Below are 13660 nucleotides of genomic sequence, written 5' to 3' on the forward strand. Positions count from 1 at the left end.
GGGCGCGAGATCGGCGTCGCGCCCGATCGTTCCTTCTAGACACGAGAAACTGACGGGTATCCATGCACATGTCGTCTTTCCCCGGAAACGCCCGGTTGCGGCTTCCAACCCCCTATCTTTTATTTTTGGGAGATGTTGTTGAGAGTGGTTACGCGAAGACGGCGTTTGGTTTGCGGGATTGGGCTGGCGAGAAGTGCGTTGGGGAGTACCGTCTTGCGGCGGGGACGGTGACGGCGGGTCTTCCTGTGCTGACGCCTTCGGAAGCGTATGCGCGGGGTGCGCGTTCGCTGGTGATCGGTGTTGCGCCGGGCGGCGGCGGCATTGCGGCGTCGTGGGTGCCTGCGCTGCTTGAGGCGCTGGAGGCGGGTCTCGACATCGTCAGCGGGATGCACGTGCGGCTCGGCGAGGTTCCGGAGCTTGCCGCGGCGGCGCAGAAGCATGGCCGCTGCCTGATCGACGTCCGCGTGCCGCCTGCGGGTCTTCCGGTGGGGACGGGGCGCAAGCGGACGGGCAAGCGCCTGCTGACGGTGGGGACGGACTGCGCGCTCGGCAAGAAGTACACGGCGCTGTCGCTGGCGGCGGCGTTCGCCGAGCGGGGCCTCGACGTGGATTTCCGTGCGACGGGCCAGACCGGGATCATGATCGCGGGCGGGGGCATTCCGATGGACGCGGTGGTGTCGGACTTCGAGGCGGGTGCGGCCGAGGTGCTGAGCCCGGACGCGGCGGCGGACCACTGGGACGTGATCGAGGGGCAGGGCTCGCTGTTCCACCCGGCCTATGCGGCGGTGTCGCTGGGCCTTCTGCACGGCAGCCAGCCGGACGTGATCGTGGTGTGCCACCAGCCGGGGCGGGCGGAGATCCTCGGTGCGCCGGGCTATGCGATCCCGAGCCTCGAGGAGACGATCGCGCTCAACCTCCTGCTCGGGCGGCGGACCAACCCGCAGGTCCGCTGCGGCGGCCTTGCGTTCAACACGGGCGGCATGGACGCGGCCGAAGCCGAGGCGCTGATGGCAGCGGAGAGCAAACGCCTCGGCCTTCCCGTCGCCGACCCCATCCGGGGCGGAAAAACCTTCCAAATCCTCGTCGAGAATTGCATAGGGTGAACCGCGTGGGGGAAGGGACAACATCGAGCTGGTTCCAGCGGTTCTTGCTGCCGGGCTTCGCATTCAAGGCCGTGGTGATCGGCGGCGGCTACGCCACCGGGCGCGAACTCGCCGAATTCTTCATGCCGAGCGGGCCGTGGGGCGGACTTGCCGCGATGCTGCTCGCGACGGTGCTCTGGAGCGTCATCGCCGCCACCACCTTCGCCTTCGCGCGGAAGGTCGGCGCGCTCGACTACCGCACCTTCTTCGCCCGCCTGCTCGGGCCCGGCTGGATCGTGTTCGAGATCGCCTACGTGCTGTTCGTGATCCTGATCCTGTCCGTGTTCGGCGCGGCCGCGGGCGCGATCGGCGCGGCGATGTTCGGCCTGCCGCCGATCGTCGGCACGCTGGTCCTCGCGGCCTCGATCGCCGGTTTCGCGGCGTTCGGCAACAGCTCGGTCGAGGAGCTGTTCAAGTACGTCTCGTTCCTTCTCTACGGCGTCTACGCGCTGTTCCTCGTCCTCGCGCTCGGCACGTTCGGGGACAAGATCGCCGCCAACTTCGCGATCCCCGCACCCAGCGACGGCTGGGTGCTCGGCGGCATCACCTATGCGTCCTACAACATCGTCGGCGCGGTGGTGATCCTGCCGGTGCTGCGCCATATCCACAGCCAGCGCGACGCCGTGGTCTCAGGGCTGATCGCGGGGCCGCTCGCAATGGCGCCCGCGATCCTGTTCTTCGTGTGCATGATCGCCTTCTATCCCGGCATCCAGCATGAAGAGCTGCCGTCCGATTTCATGCTCCGGCATCTCGAAATGCCGCTCTTCCACCTGCTGTTCCAGTTCATGATCTTCACCGCGCTTCTCGAAAGCGGCACCGGCTCGGTCCATGCCATCAACGAGCGGATCGCCGCCGTGTGGCGGGCGCGGACCGGCGCCGAACTCGGCACGCGCGCCCGTGCGCTCATCGCCACGACGCTGCTGATCGGCTGCATCTTCGTCGCTGATCACTTTGGCCTCGTTGCGCTGATCGCGAACGGCTACCGCATCCTCGCCTTCGTCTTCCTCGCCCTGTTCGTCGTCCCGCTGATGACGATCGGCCTCTACCGGCTGCTGAAGGGTGGTGCGACGGCGGAGGCGCGGGCGTGAAACGGTGCTGACCCATCGCGATCGCCGAGGGCGATGACCCGGCGCTGTCCCAGGGCTTCGGGAATTGAAACGCGGCGAAAGCGCGCCGGTCGATTCGGGAACGGTCTTTCCGGCCCGGTCGACCGGCAAGCCGTTTGCCGGGTGATGAAAAGGGAGACCTGAAATGAAGCGCGTTCTTGCCTCTGTCCTGCTCGCCGCGGCGTTTCCGGCGCACGCCGAAACGCTGCACCAGCGCACGCTGACGCTCGACACGCACCTCGACACGCCGATGCACTTCGCGCGTCCGGGCTGGAGCTTCGGCGACAGGCACAGCTACGACACCGATCTCGTGCAGGTCGATCTCGGCCGCATGGACGCGGGCGACCTCGATGGCGGCTTCTTCGTCATCTACACCGAGCAGGGGCCGGTGACGCCGGAAGGCTTCGCAAAGGCGAAGGCGTTCGCGCTCGGCCGCGCCGATCTCATCCGCGCGACGCTGGCGAAGTTCCCGGACCGTATCCGGCTCATCTCCACGGCCGCCGACGCGAAGCGGATGGACGCCGAGGGCAAGCGCTTCGGCTGGCTCAGCATCGAGAATTCCTATCCGCTCGGCGAGGACCTGTCGCTGCTGGAGGACTTCTACAGGCTCGGCGTGCGCATGGCGGGGCCGGTGCACAGCAAGAACAACCAGTTCGCCGATTCCGCGACCGACACCCCGAAATGGAACGGTCTCAGCCCGCTCGGGCGGCAATGGGTGGCGGAGGCGAACCGGCTCGGCATCGTCATCGACGCGAGCCATTCCTCCGACGCCGCGTTCGACCAGATGCTGGCGCTGTCGAAGACGCCGCTGGTCCTGTCGCATTCGGGTTCGAAGACGATATGGGACAATCCGCGCAACCTCGACGACGCGCGCATCCGCAAGCTCGCCGAGGCGGGCGGCGTGATCTGCGTGACCACCGTGTTCCTCGCCACGATGAACTTCACGCCCGAACGCAACGCGCTGTTCGCGCAGCTCGAACGGATCGGCACGATGACGCCGGAGGAGCAGGCGGAGCTGACGCGCGAGACGCGCGCGCTCGATGCCGTGCAGCCCATCCAGAACACGGATTTCGAAGCCTTCATGAAAAGCCTGCTCCACGTCATCGAGGTGGCGGGCGTCGATCATGTCGGCATCGGTGCGGACTGGGACGGCGGCGGCGGCGTCAAGGGCCTCGAGGATATCGGCGGCCTGCCGAAAGTCACCGAGCGCCTGCGCGCCGAAGGCTTCTCGGACGCGGACATCGAGAAGATCTGGAGTGGCAACGTGCTGCGGCTCCTGCGTCTCGCCGAGGAACACGCCGCGCGCTAGGCTCCGGCGCGAGGCCATTCCGGTTTCCCGCTTTTCTGTTATCAGCGGGCGAATGACCGATGCCGACATCCTGCCGCCGGAAGGCGCCGCCGCCGACTGGACCGTGCCGCAGCGCTGGGGCGACTACACGCCCGCCGAACATGCGATGTGGGACCGGCTGTTCGCGCGGCAGGCGGGGATGCTGCCCGGCCGCGTCGTGCCGGCGTTCCTGAAGGGCCTCGACACGCTCGGCATGGCGGAGGCCGGGATTCCCGATTTCGCGGCGCTGTCGGAGCGGCTGATGAAGGCGACCGGCTGGCAGATCGTCGCCGTGCCGGGCCTCGTTCCCGACGCCGTGTTCTTCGAGCACCTCGCCAACCGCCGCTTCGTCGCGGGGCGGTTCATCCGCACGCCGGAGCAGCGCGACTATCTCGAGGAGCCGGACGTGTTCCACGACGTGTTCGGCCACGCGCCGCTGCTCGCCAATCCCGTCTATGCGGACTACATGCAGGCCTACGGCGAGGGCGGCCTCAGGGCGGCGGACACGGGCGTTCTCGGCAAGCTGGCGCGGCTCTACTGGTACACGGTCGAGTTCGGCCTGATCCGCGAGGAGGGCGCGCTCAGGCTCTACGGCGCGGGCATCGTGTCCTCGTTCGGCGAATCCGTCTTCGCGCTCGACGATCCCAGCCCCAATCGCCTCGGCTTCGATCTGAAGCGCGTGATGCGCACGCGCTACCGGATCGACGACTACCAGCAGACCTATTTCGTCATCGACAGCTTCGAGGACCTGCTGGAGCAGACGCTGAACACCGATTTCGGCCCCGTCTATGCCGACCTTTCCGGCGCGGACGACATTCCGGAGGACGTCGTCCTCGAAACCGACCGCGTGTTCACGCGCGCACGCAGGTCCACGCGCGCCGCAGGAAAGCGGTCCCGTCATCCTGACCGACGCGGAAAGCCGGGAGGAAAGCCATGTCCGCATTGCCTGACGGCCGCCGCTTCGCTCCCGCCGCCGCGCGCAACCGCGGCCCGATCCTGGACGTGCTGGGGCCGTTGCTGCCGGAGTCGGGGCTGGTCCTCGAAGTCGCGAGCGGGACGGGCGAGCACGTCGTGCATTTCGCGCGGGCGCGGCCCGGTCTCGTCTGGCAGCCGTCCGACCCCTCGCCCGAGGCGCGCGAATCCGTCGCGGCGTGGCTTGCGGCGGAGGGGCTGGAAAACGTGCGCGCGCCGCTCGATCTCGATGCGGCGGCGGAGACATGGCCCGCCCTGCGCTTCGACGCGGCGGTCTGCATCAACATGCTGCACATCAGCCCGTGGGCGGCCACGGAGGGTCTGATGCGGGGCACGGGCGCGTGCCTTGCCCCCGGCGGCCTCCTCTACATCTACGGGCCGTTCCGCCGCGCCGATGCGCCGACCGCTCCGAGCAACGAGGCGTTCGACGCCGACCTCAAGGCCCGGGATTCGCGCTGGGGCCTCAGGATGCTGGAGGATGTGCGGGCCGAGGCCGAAGCGAACGGCCTCGGCTTCGAAGGCGTTGCGGACATGCCCGCGAACAACCTCTCGCTGATCTTCCGCAAGCGCTGATCGTCAAGAAAAGAGCGGCGCAGGTTGCCCCGCGCCGCTCTCTTTTTTTGCGCGAAGCCCGCGTCAGGCGTTCGCTTCGCCGTCCGTCGTGGCTGCGGCCTCGGCCGGAGCGATCTCGCCCGGCTCGAGCGTCGGGTCGCGCTCTTCGGTGAAGCCGCTCACGTCCTTCTCGAACATGTCGGCGAGCACGTCGACGCCCTGCGCCTGCAGATCGGCCTCGTCGGTCGAGCGGGCGACGTTCGCCTCGATCTCGATGCTGACTTCCGGGTGCAGCGCGATGCGGACCTTGTGAAGGCCGAGCGCCTTGATCGGCGTGTTCAGCACCACCTGGTTCTTGTGAACCGTGACCTTGTTCGCCTCGCTGAGCGCCTCGGCGATGTCGCGGGCCGCGACCGAGCCGTAGAGGTGGCCGGCGTCCGACGCCGCGCGGATCAGCACGATCTTGGCGCCGTCCAGCGTCTTCGCGTCCTTTTCGGCGCCGGAGCGCTTCTCGGCGTTTTCCTTCTCGATGCGCTCGCGGTTCGCCTCGAACTTGGCCTTGTTGGCCTCGTTGGCGCGCAGCGCCTTGCCGCGCGGCAGCAGGAAGTTGCGGGCGTAGCCGGGCTTCACCGAAACCACGTCGCCGATGCCGCCGAGGTTCTCGACGCGCTCGAGCAGGATGATGTCCATGGGCATGGGTCTTATCCTTCCTTAGCGAACGAGGAACGGCAGCAGGCCGAGGTGGCGGGCGCGCTTGATCGCCTTGGCCAGCTCACGCTGCTTCTTGGCCGAAACCGCGGTGATGCGGCTCGGCACGATCTTGCCGCGCTCGGAGACGAAGCCCTGCAACAGGCGCACGTCCTTGTAGTCGATCTTCGGCGCGTCGGCCCGGCTGAACGGGCAGGTCTTGCGGCGGCGGAAAAACGGGCGTGCCATCGTTATTCTCCTTCACGCTCGCGGCGCGGGCCGCGGTCACGATCGCCGCCGCGGTCTCCGCGATCGCCACGCGGGCCGCGCGAGTCGCGGTCGCCGCGATCGCTCTTGCGCATCATCGCCGAGGGCTCCTTCTCGAGCGCGTCGACGCGGATCGTCTGGTAGCGGATCACGTCCTCGTTGATCGCGATGTTGCGCTCCAGCTCGTGCAGCGCCGGGGCCGGGGCCTCGATGTTGAGCAGCACGTAGTGCGCCTTGCGATTCTTCTTGATGCGGTAGGCGAGGCTCTTCAGGCCCCAGTATTCGGTCTTGGCAACCTTGCCCTCGCCGTCCTCGATGATCTTCGTGAACGTTTCGGCAAGGCCGTCCACCTGCGCGGTGGACAGGTCCTGGCGCGCCAGGAAAACATGCTCGTAGAAGGGCATGGTCCTATCTTCTCCTCAAATGCCGATCGCTGACGACGGGCAATCCGCCGCCCCTCCGGCTGGCTACGGGATACAAAAGCAAGCGGCGGGAAGGCTGGCTCCCCGCCGCTGGTGACGGCCCTATGGCGCAAAAGCGCCGGAAAGGCAAGCGCGCAGCTTAGGCGGCGCTGGTCGAGGTGTAGAGCGACCAGAGCCCGGCGACGCCGCCGTAGCCGCCCGCCTCCGGAATGCTCTTGAACGTCGCCGATGCCGCCGAACGGTTGCCCGAGCGCAGCTGGCTGATGCCCGCCAGTATCTTGGCCTGGTCCGCCGTGGCGCCGCCCGCCTTGGCAGCCGCGCCGTAGAGCGAGGCGGCCTTCGCATAGTCGCCGGCGCCGAAGGCGACATGGCCGGCCTGGAGCTGACCCGCGCCGTCCTTCGGCAGCTTGGAGACGCCCGCCGCCGCGGTCGCCGCGCGCTTGGCAGCGGCTTCGAGCAGCTTGACGTTCATCGTGTCCGTCGGCGCGATCGCGCCCGACTTCATGCCGCCTTCGAGCACGCGCTTGGCGAGCGCCGGCTGGTTCGCGACGATCGCGAGCTTCGCATACTCCTGATAGTCCTCGGGCTTCGTGATGTTGCCCGTCTGCTCCATCAGCTCGAAGAGCGCGAGCTTCGCCTCGCGCGGCATCTGGGCGCCCTTCATGTCGACGAGCAGCGCGCGCCAGCGCGCCGGCGACGGGTCGATCTTGATGAGCCGCTCGGTGGTGGCGAGATAGCCCTTCTTGTCGTCCATCTTGTACTGGGCGTTGGCGAGGCTCTGCAGCCAGCCCTCGCGGGCGCCGTGCTGCTTGATGAGGTTCTGGTAGACCTCGCTCGCGCCCTTGAAGTTGCCCTGCCGGAAGTAGGACTGCGCGACGATGGTCTGGCCCTGCACGCCGCCCGTCTTCTTGCCGAGCGCGACCGCCTTGTCGAGCTGTCCGGCGCGGTAATAGAGCGGTGCGAGCTGCGAGGCGGGCGCGCCGATGCTCTCCAGCTCCTGCGCGGCGGCGGCCCAGCGGCCGGCCTTCGTGTGCACGAAGGCGGCCATTTCGGCGACCTTGCGGCGTTCCGTCGCAGTGCTGGCGGCGCTGCGGGCGGCGTTCACGCGCGCCGTCGCGGCGGCGAGATTGCCGGCCTTCGCGAGGTTCGAGGCTTCCTGCAGCGGCTTGCCGACGCTCGCGGAGAGCGCCTGCGCCACGGCCGGAGCCGAAAGGGCTGCGGGAACCGCGAGCGCCAGCGCGGCAGCCATCGTCAAGCGGGAAACAAACGTCATCGTAATCCTTCCACTCCCAGTTGCGGGTCCGGCGTGCCGAATCACGCCATATTAACGCCTGAAAGGGCCCTCCGCTCCAGGCATTTGAACATGCTTTATTACACGGCGATGATGGCCCGCTGCTGAACGGCCCGTTCATCACCGTGAATGAAAACCGCGCGAACCTTACCGATTCGGAGCCGAATCGCAACATTCCTCTGTTGCTTGCGCGCACGCGCCGACATCACTAAGCGCCTGCCGCAGGCATTGTAACACACGCGAGGAAGGGGCGGCCCCTATGGCACGCGCATTCATTTTCCCGGGGCAGGGCAGTCAGTCGGTCGGCATGGGGCAGGCGCTCGGCCTTGCGAGCGCCGCTGCGCGCGAGGTGTTCGAGGAGGTCGACGAGGCGCTCGGGCAGAACCTCTCGAAGCTGATGTTCGAGGGGCCGGAGGCCGACCTCACGCTCACCGAGAACGCCCAGCCCGCGATCATGGCGAACGCCGTCGCCGTGCTCCGCGTGCTGGAGAAGGAAGGCGGGCTGCTGCTCGCCGACAAGGCCGCCTATGTGGCGGGCCACAGCCTCGGCGAGTACACGGCGTTGTGCGCTGCCGGAAGCCTCGGCCTTGCCGAGACGGCGCGGCTCCTGAAGCTGCGCGGGCAGGCGATGCAGGCGGCGGTGCCGGTGGGCGAGGGCGCGATGGCGGCGCTGCTCGGCCTCGATTTCGACGCCGCCGTGAAGGCCGCCGCGGAGGGCGCCGGGGGCGAGGTCTGCCAGGCCGCGAACGACAACGCGCCGGGGCAGGTGGTGATTTCCGGCCACAAGGCCGCCGTCGAGCGCGCCATCGAGATCGCCAAGGGACTCGGCGCCAAGCGCGGCATGTTGCTGCCGGTCTCGGCGCCCTTCCACTGCGCGCTGATGGCGCCCGCCGCCGAAAAGATGGCCGAAGCGCTGGCAGGCGCAAACATCGCGGCGCCCTTCGTGCCGCTGGTCGCCAACGTCACCGCCGCCCCCGTCGCCGATCCCGCCGAGATCCGCCGCCTTCTCGTCGAGCAGGTGACGGGCACGGTGCGCTGGCGCGAAAGCGTCCTTGCCATGACCGGGCTCGGCGTCGACAGCTTCGTCGAGTTCGGCGGCAAGGTGCTCGGCCCGATGATCAAGCGCATCGCGCCCGATGCCGCGACGCTCAGCCTCGTTTCGATGGACGACATCGAGGCGGCGGCGAAGACACTCTAGGGGGAGGCAAGGCATGTTCGATCTCACCGGGATGAAGGCGCTCGTCACGGGCGCCAGCGGCGGCATCGGTTCGGCGATCGCGAAGGCGCTCGCGGCGCAGGGCGCGACGGTCGCGCTGTCCGGCACGCGCGAGGAGGCCCTGAAGGCGGTCGCGGCCGAAATCGGCGGCACCACGCACATCCTGCCCTGCAACCTCTCGGACAGCGCCGCGGTCGATGCGCTCGTCGGGCAGGCGGTGGAGGCGATGGGCGGCATCGACATCCTCGTCAACAACGCGGGCGTCACCCGCGACAACCTCGCCATGCGCATGAAGGACGAGGAGTGGACGGACGTCATCCGCATCAACCTCGAGGCCGCCTTCCGCCTCTCGCGCGCCGCGCTCAGGCCCATGATGAAGGCGCGTTTCGGGCGCATCGTCTCGATCACGTCGGTGGTCGGCGCCACCGGCAACCCCGGCCAGATGAACTACGCCGCCTCGAAGGCCGGCCTCGTCGGCATGTCGAAGGCGCTGGCGCAGGAAGTCGCCAGCCGCAACATCACGGTGAACTGCGTGGCGCCGGGCTTCATCGTCTCGGCGATGACGGATGCGCTCCCCGAGGCGCAGAAGGAGGCGCTGACGGGCCGGATTCCCGCCGGCCGTCTCGGCGAAGGGAACGACGTGGCGGCTGCGGTCGTTTATCTTGCCAGCCGCGAGGCGGGCTACGTCACCGGCCAGACGCTCCATGTGAACGGCGGAATGGCGATGATCTGAGCTTCATGCGGGCTTCCCGGCGCTACGCGGGGACTTGCAAGGCCACGGACACACGGCTACTGCCAAAGTCAAATGTCAGCCAGTTCTTCTGAGGGGACCATTATATGAGCGATGTCGCAGAGCGCGTGAAGAAGATCGTCGTCGAACACCTCGGCGTCGAGCCGGACAAGGTGACCGAGGACGCGAGCTTCATCGACGATCTCGGCGCGGACAGCCTCGACACCGTCGAGCTGGTGATGGCGTTCGAGGAAGAGTTCGGCGTCGAGATCCCCGACGATGCCGCCGAGAAGATCCTCACCGTGAAGGACGCGATCGGCTACATCGAGGAAAACAGCGCCGCCTGACACGGGGACGCTTGCCGGACAAAACGGCACGGAATCGCGAGCGGCTCCCCGGAAAAGCCGGTGGGCCGCTCGCTTGTTATAAGGATCACGGGAGAACCGAATGCGCCGCGTCGTCGTCACCGGACTGGGCCTCGTCACACCGCTGGGCGGAGACGTTGACTCCAGCTGGCAGGGTATCCTCGCCTCGAAGTCGGGCGCCGCGCGCATCACCCGGTTCGATCCGTCCGATCAGGCCTGCACCATCGCCTGCGAGGTGAAGATGGACGGCCGCGAGGGCGGCTGGGACGTCTCGAAGCGCGTCGATCACAAGATCCAGCGGCAGGTCGACCTGTTCATCCAGTTCGGCATCGACGCCGCCGGTCAGGCGATCGAGGACGCCGGCCTCGCGAACCTCACCGACGAGCAGAAGCTGCGCGCGGGCTGCTCGATCGGCTCGGGCATCGGCGGCCTGCCGGGCATCGAATCCGAGTCGATCGTGCTCCATGAAAAAGGCCCGCGCCGCGTCAGTCCGCACTTCGTGCACGGCCGCCTCATCAACCTCGTCTCCGGTCAGGTCTCGATCAAGTATGGCCTGATGGGCCCGAACCACGCCGTCGTCACCGCCTGCTCGACCGGCGCGCACTCGATCGGCGACGCCGCGCGCATGATCGCGCTCGACGATGCCGACATCATGCTCGCGGGCGGCGCCGAGAGTGCCATCTGCCCGCTCGGCATCGCCGGTTTCGCGCAGGCGCGCGCGCTGTCCACGGCGTTCAACGACCAGCCCGAGCGCGCCAGCCGCCCCTACGACAAGGACCGCGACGGCTTCGTCATGGGCGAGGGCGCGGGCGTCGTGGTGCTCGAGGAGTATGAGCACGCGAAGAAGCGCGGCGCGAAAATCTACGGCGAGGTGGTCGGCTACGGCCTCACCGGCGACGCCTATCACGTCACGGCGCCGCACCCCGAAGGCTTCGGCGGCTTCCGCTCGATGCAGATGGCGCTGAAGAAGGCGGGCCTGAACCCGTCCGACATCGACTATATCAACGCGCACGGCACCTCGACGCCGCTCGGCGACGAGATCGAGCTCGGCGCCGTCCGCCGCCTGTTCGGCAGCGCGATGGCGGGCGTGTCCATGTCCTCGACCAAGAGCGCCATCGGGCACCTGCTCGGCGGCGCGGGCGCGGTCGAGACGATCTTCTGCCTGCTCGCCATCCGCGATCAGATCGCCCCGCCGACGATCAACCTCGAAAACCCGAGTGACGGCTGCGCGGGCGTCGATCTCGTGCCGCTCGTGGCGCGCGAGCGGAAGATCAAGGCGGCGCTCAACAACAGCTTCGGGTTCGGCGGCACCAACGCCTCGCTGATCGTCAAGGCGCTCTGACCTCATGAAAAAGCTGCTGGTCGCCATCGTCGTCGCGGCGCTGGCGGCCGCTGCCGTGCTCGTTTTCCAGTGGACCGCGAAAGGGCCGCTGCTCGCGGACACCGATTTCATCGTGCCGCGCGGGGCGACGCTGGCCGCGACCGCCGAGCGGCTCGAAGAGCAGGGTGCGATCCGGTCCTCGGACGCGTTCCGGCTGATGGCGCGCGCGCTCGGCTCCGTCGCGCCGATCAAGGCGGGCGAGTTCCGCATTCCGGCGGGCAGCAGCCCGGCAGCGATCCTGCGCATCCTGCAATACGGTGAGCCGCTCCAGCGGCTGATCGTCATCCCCGAAGGCCTGCCGTCGATCCTCGTCCATGAAAAGCTGATGGCCGAGGAGTTGCTGACCGGCGAGGCGGAGGTCCCCGCGGAAGGCTCGGTGCTGCCGGGCGGCTACAGCTTCGAGCGCGGTGAGCCGCGCGCCGCGGTGCTGAAGCGGATGCAGGACGCGATGACGAAGACGCTCGCCGAGCTCTGGGCGGCGCGCAGGCCCTCGGCGGTCGTGAAGACGCCGGAGGAGGCGGTGAACCTCGCCGCCATCGTCGAGAAGGAAACCGCGAAGGCGGAGGAACGCCGGACGATCGCGGGCGTCTATTCGAACCGCCTCCGCATCGGCATGATGCTGCAGGCCGATCCCACGGTGATCTACCCGATCACGAAGGGCAAGCCGCTCGGCCGCCGCATCCGCCAGTCCGAGCTGCGCGCCGACAACGGCTACAACACCTACGCGAAGGCCGGGCTTCCGGCCGGGCCGATCGCCAATCCGGGGCGCGCGTCGATCGAGGCCGTGCTCGACCCGGAAACCACCGACGCGCTCTATTTCGTCGCCGACGGCACCGGCGGCCACGTGTTCGCGCGCACGCTGGGCGAGCACAACGCCAATGTCGTGAAATGGCGGGCGATCCGCCGGGAGCGCGGCGAGCTGTAGGTCAGGTGCGTCCCGCTACTCCGCCAGCCTCCGCACCGCCGTCACGGGCGCGTCGTACCGCGGGAGCAGCCGGCCCACGACATCGGCGAGCGGCTCGATCACCGTCGACATGAAGAAGGCGTTGGCGTGCAGCAGCCGCGTCTCGTCGAACATGAAGCCGACATGGCCGGGGAAGAACACGAGGTCGCCGCGCCGGTAGTGCCGGTCCTCGACCTCGCGCCCGAGCGCCGCCTGCATGTCGCTGTCGCGCGGGGCCGCGATGCCGCAGGCGCCGAGCGCGACCTGCACCAGCCCCGAGCAGTCGAGCCCGCCGCGCGTGCGGCCGCCCCACTTGTAGGGCGTGCCGAGGAAGCGTTCGGCCACCGCGACCGGATCGGCGGCATGGTCGTCGAGGGCGGCGATGTGGCGCCTGTGAACATAGCCACCGGTCGCCGATACGAACGCCTCGTCGTGGCCGTCGGCGCGGATCGGCGCGCCCATCGGCAGCGCGCCGATCACGGTGGACTTGATGTCGGGCCTCGCGAAGACCAGCGCGGTCGGCGCGGCGATCCGGTGCGTCGGCGCATCCCCGCCTTCGGCGAGCAGCGCGGCATCGACATAGCCGACATAGCGATCGTGGACGCTGTACCCCCACGCGACGCCGCCCGCCACGTTGAGCACGTCGAAGGCCTCGCCTGAAAGCAGCTCGCTCACGGCGACGGCGTCCGCCTCCGGCGCCTTGCGGATGGGCGCCTGCGGCGCGGTCAGCCGATGGCGGACGGGGGCCGCGAAGCGCGGCACGTCGACGACGCCCTCAAGCGCTATATCGGCAAGGTCGTCCCGCCACGCATTGATGCGCGGGTCCGGGCGGCCGGAACCGGTGCTAGAGGTAGGCGCGATCCTCGCGTTCGTTGCTGCGGTTGGCATGGCCCTGCGTCGTCTCGATCATTCCTGCGAAGGTTTCGAGGAATTCGTGGCCCTGCGCCGTCCGCTCGACGAAGATGTTGCGCAGGTCACTCTCGTCCTTCTGGCGGCGGATATAGCCGAAGGCGCCGAGCGTGTTGAGTGCCCGCGTGATGACGGGTTTCGAAACCCTGAGCTTGGCCGCGAGGCCGCGCACCGTGTGCGGCCCCGGCGTCAGGTAGACGAGCAGCAGCAGCGCCATCTGCCGGTTGGTGAGATCGGGACGGTTCGATTGCACATACGCGATGACGGTTCGCATCCAGGGACTGAGGAGCGCGTCGATCCGGTCGTCTAGGCCTGAGAGGGACATGGCTGTTCACCCGTTATCTTGTTTC

The 13660-nt window shown here is 68.5% G+C and carries 15 protein-coding genes and 1 pseudogene; 10 read left to right on the forward strand and 6 right to left on the reverse strand.

What is annotated here, in order from left to right; genetic code table 11:
* Nucleotides 1–62: 62 nt before the first annotated feature.
* The 5 genes and pseudogenes from PE061_RS08765 to PE061_RS08785 all read left to right on the forward strand — a co-directional run bounded on the left by PE061_RS08765 (nucleotide 63) and on the right by PE061_RS08785 (nucleotide 5120).
* Nucleotides 63–1103, forward strand: coding sequence for a DUF1611 domain-containing protein (locus PE061_RS08765; protein ID WP_271258710.1), 1041 nt, complete (start codon nucleotides 63–65; stop codon nucleotides 1101–1103).
* Between the two features lie 5 nt (nucleotides 1104–1108).
* Entirely contained in the window at nucleotides 1109–2230 is a 1122-nt protein-coding gene (locus tag PE061_RS08770; RefSeq protein ID WP_271258711.1) for a hypothetical protein, read from the forward strand.
* Between the two features lie 163 nt (nucleotides 2231–2393).
* Nucleotides 2394–3557 carry a dipeptidase gene (locus PE061_RS08775; protein ID WP_271258712.1) on the forward strand — a complete coding sequence of 388 codons (1164 nt, stop codon included), beginning with the start codon at nucleotides 2394–2396 and terminating at the stop codon, nucleotides 3555–3557.
* A gap of 52 nt (nucleotides 3558–3609) precedes the next feature.
* Nucleotides 3610–4481: pseudogene (gene phhA / locus PE061_RS08780) on the forward strand (phenylalanine 4-monooxygenase).
* Between the two features lie 27 nt (nucleotides 4482–4508).
* A complete protein-coding gene (locus PE061_RS08785; RefSeq protein ID WP_271258713.1) occupies nucleotides 4509–5120 on the forward strand; it encodes a DUF938 domain-containing protein in 612 nt (203 codons plus the stop codon).
* A 63-nt stretch (nucleotides 5121–5183) separates the two neighbouring features.
* Here the strand turns inward: PE061_RS08785 and rplI are convergent, their stop codons facing one another.
* The 4 genes from rplI to PE061_RS08805 form a co-directional block, all read right to left on the reverse strand.
* Nucleotides 5184–5789 (reverse strand): 50S ribosomal protein L9, encoded by a 606-nt coding sequence (rplI, locus tag PE061_RS08790; RefSeq protein WP_271259161.1) that lies wholly within the window; start codon nucleotides 5787–5789, stop codon nucleotides 5184–5186.
* A gap of 21 nt (nucleotides 5790–5810) precedes the next feature.
* Nucleotides 5811–6035, reverse strand: coding sequence for a 30S ribosomal protein S18 (gene rpsR / locus PE061_RS08795; RefSeq protein ID WP_121050826.1), 225 nt, complete (start codon nucleotides 6033–6035; stop codon nucleotides 5811–5813).
* Nucleotides 6036–6037: 2 nt separating this feature from the next.
* The gene (gene rpsF, locus PE061_RS08800; RefSeq protein WP_271258714.1) at nucleotides 6038–6457 is read right to left on the reverse strand and encodes a 30S ribosomal protein S6; all 420 of its coding nucleotides are present in this window, start codon (nucleotides 6455–6457) and stop codon (nucleotides 6038–6040) included.
* Nucleotides 6458–6614: 157 nt separating this feature from the next.
* Complete coding sequence (locus tag PE061_RS08805; protein WP_271258715.1) at nucleotides 6615–7748, reverse strand: tetratricopeptide repeat protein; 1134 nt, start codon at nucleotides 7746–7748, stop codon at nucleotides 6615–6617.
* 277 nt (nucleotides 7749–8025) lie between these two features.
* Here PE061_RS08805 and fabD point away from each other — a divergent pair, with 277 nt between their 5' ends.
* The 5 genes from fabD to mltG all read left to right on the forward strand — a co-directional run bounded on the left by fabD (nucleotide 8026) and on the right by mltG (nucleotide 12383).
* Nucleotides 8026–8964 (forward strand): ACP S-malonyltransferase, encoded by a 939-nt coding sequence (gene fabD, locus PE061_RS08810; protein ID WP_271258716.1) that lies wholly within the window; start codon nucleotides 8026–8028, stop codon nucleotides 8962–8964.
* A gap of 13 nt (nucleotides 8965–8977) precedes the next feature.
* Nucleotides 8978–9715 carry a 3-oxoacyl-ACP reductase FabG gene (gene fabG / locus PE061_RS08815; RefSeq protein WP_271258717.1) on the forward strand — a complete coding sequence of 246 codons (738 nt, stop codon included), beginning with the start codon at nucleotides 8978–8980 and terminating at the stop codon, nucleotides 9713–9715.
* Nucleotides 9716–9819: 104 nt separating this feature from the next.
* The gene (locus PE061_RS08820; RefSeq protein ID WP_121050812.1) at nucleotides 9820–10059 is read left to right on the forward strand and encodes an acyl carrier protein; all 240 of its coding nucleotides are present in this window, start codon (nucleotides 9820–9822) and stop codon (nucleotides 10057–10059) included.
* A 100-nt stretch (nucleotides 10060–10159) separates the two neighbouring features.
* Nucleotides 10160–11419 carry a beta-ketoacyl-ACP synthase II gene (fabF, locus tag PE061_RS08825; protein WP_271258718.1) on the forward strand — a complete coding sequence of 420 codons (1260 nt, stop codon included), beginning with the start codon at nucleotides 10160–10162 and terminating at the stop codon, nucleotides 11417–11419.
* Between the two features lie 4 nt (nucleotides 11420–11423).
* The gene (gene mltG / locus PE061_RS08830) at nucleotides 11424–12383 is read left to right on the forward strand and encodes an endolytic transglycosylase MltG (RefSeq protein WP_271258719.1); all 960 of its coding nucleotides are present in this window, start codon (nucleotides 11424–11426) and stop codon (nucleotides 12381–12383) included.
* Between the two features lie 15 nt (nucleotides 12384–12398).
* Here mltG and PE061_RS08835 read toward each other — a convergent pair whose 3' ends face one another.
* Together PE061_RS08835 and PE061_RS08840 are read right to left on the reverse strand one after the other, a co-directional pair.
* Complete coding sequence (locus PE061_RS08835; RefSeq protein ID WP_271258720.1) at nucleotides 12399–13289, reverse strand: C40 family peptidase; 891 nt, start codon at nucleotides 13287–13289, stop codon at nucleotides 12399–12401.
* Nucleotides 13246–13635, reverse strand: a complete 390-nt coding sequence (locus tag PE061_RS08840; protein ID WP_271258721.1) for a MarR family transcriptional regulator — start codon at nucleotides 13633–13635, stop codon at nucleotides 13246–13248. Before PE061_RS08840 ends, PE061_RS08835 begins: the two co-directional genes overlap by 44 nt.
* Nucleotides 13636–13660 lie beyond the last annotated feature (25 nt).

Source organism: Sphingosinicella microcystinivorans (genome assembly GCF_027941835.1).
Lineage (GTDB): Bacteria > Pseudomonadota > Alphaproteobacteria > Sphingomonadales > Sphingomonadaceae > Sphingosinicella.

What these genes read in the sequence shown, in the direction of transcription:
- PE061_RS08840 (WP_271258721.1), bottom strand. Translation starts at nt 13,635, where the DNA reads ATGTCCCTCTCAGGCCTAGACGACCGGATCGACGCGCTCCTCAGTCCC.
- PE061_RS08785 (WP_271258713.1), top strand. Translation starts at nt 4,509, where the DNA reads ATGTCCGCATTGCCTGACGGCCGCCGCTTCGCTCCCGCCGCCGCGCGC.
- rpsF (WP_271258714.1), bottom strand. Translation starts at nt 6,457, where the DNA reads ATGCCCTTCTACGAGCATGTTTTCCTGGCGCGCCAGGACCTGTCCACC.
- mltG (WP_271258719.1), top strand. Translation starts at nt 11,424, where the DNA reads ATGAAAAAGCTGCTGGTCGCCATCGTCGTCGCGGCGCTGGCGGCCGCT.
- fabF (WP_271258718.1), top strand. Translation starts at nt 10,160, where the DNA reads ATGCGCCGCGTCGTCGTCACCGGACTGGGCCTCGTCACACCGCTGGGC.
- PE061_RS08765 (WP_271258710.1), top strand. Translation starts at nt 63, where the DNA reads ATGCACATGTCGTCTTTCCCCGGAAACGCCCGGTTGCGGCTTCCAACC.
- fabG (WP_271258717.1), top strand. Translation starts at nt 8,978, where the DNA reads ATGTTCGATCTCACCGGGATGAAGGCGCTCGTCACGGGCGCCAGCGGC.
- fabD (WP_271258716.1), top strand. Translation starts at nt 8,026, where the DNA reads ATGGCACGCGCATTCATTTTCCCGGGGCAGGGCAGTCAGTCGGTCGGC.
- PE061_RS08835 (WP_271258720.1), bottom strand. Translation starts at nt 13,289, where the DNA reads ATGCCAACCGCAGCAACGAACGCGAGGATCGCGCCTACCTCTAGCACC.
- PE061_RS08805 (WP_271258715.1), bottom strand. Translation starts at nt 7,748, where the DNA reads ATGACGTTTGTTTCCCGCTTGACGATGGCTGCCGCGCTGGCGCTCGCG.
- rpsR (WP_121050826.1), bottom strand. Translation starts at nt 6,035, where the DNA reads ATGGCACGCCCGTTTTTCCGCCGCCGCAAGACCTGCCCGTTCAGCCGG.
- PE061_RS08820 (WP_121050812.1), top strand. Translation starts at nt 9,820, where the DNA reads ATGAGCGATGTCGCAGAGCGCGTGAAGAAGATCGTCGTCGAACACCTC.
- PE061_RS08775 (WP_271258712.1), top strand. Translation starts at nt 2,394, where the DNA reads ATGAAGCGCGTTCTTGCCTCTGTCCTGCTCGCCGCGGCGTTTCCGGCG.
- rplI (WP_271259161.1), bottom strand. Translation starts at nt 5,789, where the DNA reads ATGGACATCATCCTGCTCGAGCGCGTCGAGAACCTCGGCGGCATCGGC.